At 38.5% G+C, this 2,479-nt stretch carries 4 protein-coding genes; all 4 read right to left on the bottom strand.

Annotated features, from left to right (window positions below; all coding sequences use genetic code 11):
- Positions 1–972 (bottom strand): DNA-directed RNA polymerase subunit alpha (locus BWI44_RS11285; RefSeq protein ID WP_286813639.1); only part of this gene is annotated, 972 nt, incomplete at its 3' end.
- A 13-nt stretch (positions 973–985) separates the two neighbouring features.
- Positions 986–1,591, bottom strand: a complete 606-nt coding sequence (gene rpsD, locus BWI44_RS11280; protein WP_007212089.1) for a 30S ribosomal protein S4 — start codon at positions 1,589–1,591, stop codon at positions 986–988.
- A 117-nt stretch (positions 1,592–1,708) separates the two neighbouring features.
- Positions 1,709–2,098 (bottom strand): 30S ribosomal protein S11, encoded by a 390-nt coding sequence (gene rpsK / locus BWI44_RS11275; RefSeq protein WP_004296327.1) that lies wholly within the window; start codon positions 2,096–2,098, stop codon positions 1,709–1,711.
- A gap of 11 nt (positions 2,099–2,109) precedes the next feature.
- Complete coding sequence (gene rpsM / locus BWI44_RS11270; RefSeq protein WP_286813536.1) at positions 2,110–2,478, bottom strand: 30S ribosomal protein S13; 369 nt, start codon at positions 2,476–2,478, stop codon at positions 2,110–2,112.
- Position 2,479: the final 1 nt, after the last annotated feature.

Here is a 2,479-nt window from a genome sequence, read left to right as displayed (position 1 = left end):
TTTAGAAATATCGGTTCCAAACGAAAGATTCAGACTTTCCAGCAAATCATCAAGCTCGGTAAGCGATTTCTTTCCGAAGTTTCTGAATTTCAGCAAATCCGTCTTGTTAAATTGTACCAAGTCACCTAATGTTTCTACATCGGCAGCCTTCAAGCAATTGAGGGCACGAACCGATAAGTCCATATCAACAAGTTTGGTTTTCAACAATTGGCGCATGTGCAATACTTCTTCATCAAATTCTTCATTGCCATCCACATCAGTGCTTTCCAATGTAATCTTCTCATCAGAGAAGAGCATGAAGTGATAAATCAGAATCTTTGCAGCTTCTTTCAGCGCTTCCTTCGGATGAATGGAACCGTCGGTAGTAATCTCAAGTACCAATTTGTCGTAATCCGTCTTTTGTTCAACACGGAACGGTTCAATCTGATACTTCACATTACGTATCGGTGTATAAATGGAATCGATAGGAATTACGTTAACATCCGTGCAATATTCGCGGTTTTCATCAGCCGGAACATATCCACGACCTTTGTTAATCGTAATATCGATTTGCATAGTTGCTTTAGAATCTAAATGACAAATAACTAATTCAGGATTTAACACTTCAAATCCAGTCAAATACTTACCTATGTCACCTGCTTTAAATTCACTAGAATTTTCGATTGTAATACTTACTTTCTCACTTTCGAATTCTTCAACTACTTGCTTGAATCTCACCTGTTTCAGATTCAAGATAATGTTAGTAACATCCTCTTTAACTCCCGGTACGCTAGAGAACTCATGCTCAACACCATCTATTTTGATAGTAGTGATAGCAAAACCCTCTAATGACGAAAGCAGGATGCGGCGCAATGCATTACCTACGGTAATACCGAAACCGGGCTCCAACGGACGAAATTCGAATTTACCGAATCTAGAATCCGCTTCCAACATTAATACTTTATCAGGTTTTTGAAATGCTAATATCGCCATGAAATTAATTATTTTATTTAGAATACAATTCTACGATCAAATGCTCTTTAATGTTTTCAGGAATGTCTGCTCTTTCAGGTACATGCAGTAATTTACCAACCTTAGAATTATCATCCCATTCCAACCAAGGATATTTGCTGTGGTTAAAGCCAGCCAGTGAATTAGCAATTACTTCCAAAGATTTAGATCTTTCACGAACGCCAATTACCTGACCCGGTTTTACTGCAAATGAAGGGATATTTACCACTTCACCATCCACAGTGATATGCTTGTGACCCACTAACTGACGAGCAGCTGCACGAGTAGGAGCAATACCTAAACGGAATACAATATTATCAAGACGACCTTCTAGCAACTGAAGCAGAATTTCACCGGTAATACCTTTAGCAGTTTCTGCTTTTTCAAACAGGTTGCGGAATTGTTTTTCTAAAACTCCATAGGTGTATTTGGCTTTCTGTTTCTCGCGAAGTTGAACACCATATTCAGAAGTTTTTCTCTTTCTAGAATTGCCATGCTGTCCGGGAGGATAATTTTTCTTAGACAAAACTTTATCTGCTCCGAAGATACCTTCACCGAATTTACGGGCTATTCTTGATTTTGGTCCAGTATATCTAGCCATTTTTTTTAAATTTTAATTGTTTTATTCATGAACTCAATTTGTTGCAGCCGCGATTACAGAGAGAAATTAATGTAATCCAAATAACAAAATCAAGATCATTTTTATTAAAGGTAAATCTTAAACTCTACGTCTTTTCGGAGGACGACAACCATTATGTGGAAGCGGAGTTACGTCAATGATTTCAGTAACTTCAATACCTGCACCATGGATAGTTCTAATAGCAGACTCACGTCCGTTACCCGGACCTTTCACATATGCTTTTACCTTTCTCAGGCCAAGATCGAATGCAATCTTTGCACAATCCTGGGCAGCCATTTGCGCTGCATAAGGAGTGTTCTTTTTAGAACCTCTAAATCCCATTTTACCGGCAGATGACCAAGAAATGATCTGCCCTTCACTGTTTGCGAGAGAAACAATAATATTGTTGAAAGATGAATGAACATGCAACTGTCCATTAGCGTCAACTTTCACATTTCTCTTCTTTGCTGCAACTGTTTTTTTTGCCATATCAACAATTATTATTTAGTAGCTTTTTTCTTATTTGCAACGGTTTTCTTTCTACCCTTACGAGTACGAGCGTTATTCTTAGTGCTCTGACCTCTTACAGGTAAACCGATACGATGACGTACACCACGGTAGCAACCAATATCCATCAAACGTTTGATATTCAATTGAACTTCCGAACGAAGGTCACCTTCTACTTTAAATTCTGCACCAATGATCTCACGAATCTTGGCAGCTTGATCGTCCGTCCAGTCTTTCACCTTCAGGTCTTTATCTACACCAGCTTTATCCAAAATCTTTGCTGAACTACTACGACCTATTCCATAGATATAGGTCAACGCAACTTCACCTCTCTTATTCTGAGGCAAATCGACACCAACTATT

The sequence above is a fragment of the Bacteroides sp. Phil13 genome, from assembly GCF_001940965.1.
Lineage (GTDB): Bacteria > Bacteroidota > Bacteroidia > Bacteroidales > Bacteroidaceae > Bacteroides > Bacteroides intestinalis.
This window is presented reverse-complemented; position numbering and strand designations above follow the sequence as displayed.

What these genes read in the sequence shown, in the direction of transcription:
- rpsD (WP_007212089.1), bottom strand. Translation starts at nt 1,591, where the DNA reads ATGGCTAGATATACTGGACCAAAATCAAGAATAGCCCGTAAATTCGGT.
- rpsK (WP_004296327.1), bottom strand. Translation starts at nt 2,098, where the DNA reads ATGGCAAAAAAAACAGTTGCAGCAAAGAAGAGAAATGTGAAAGTTGAC.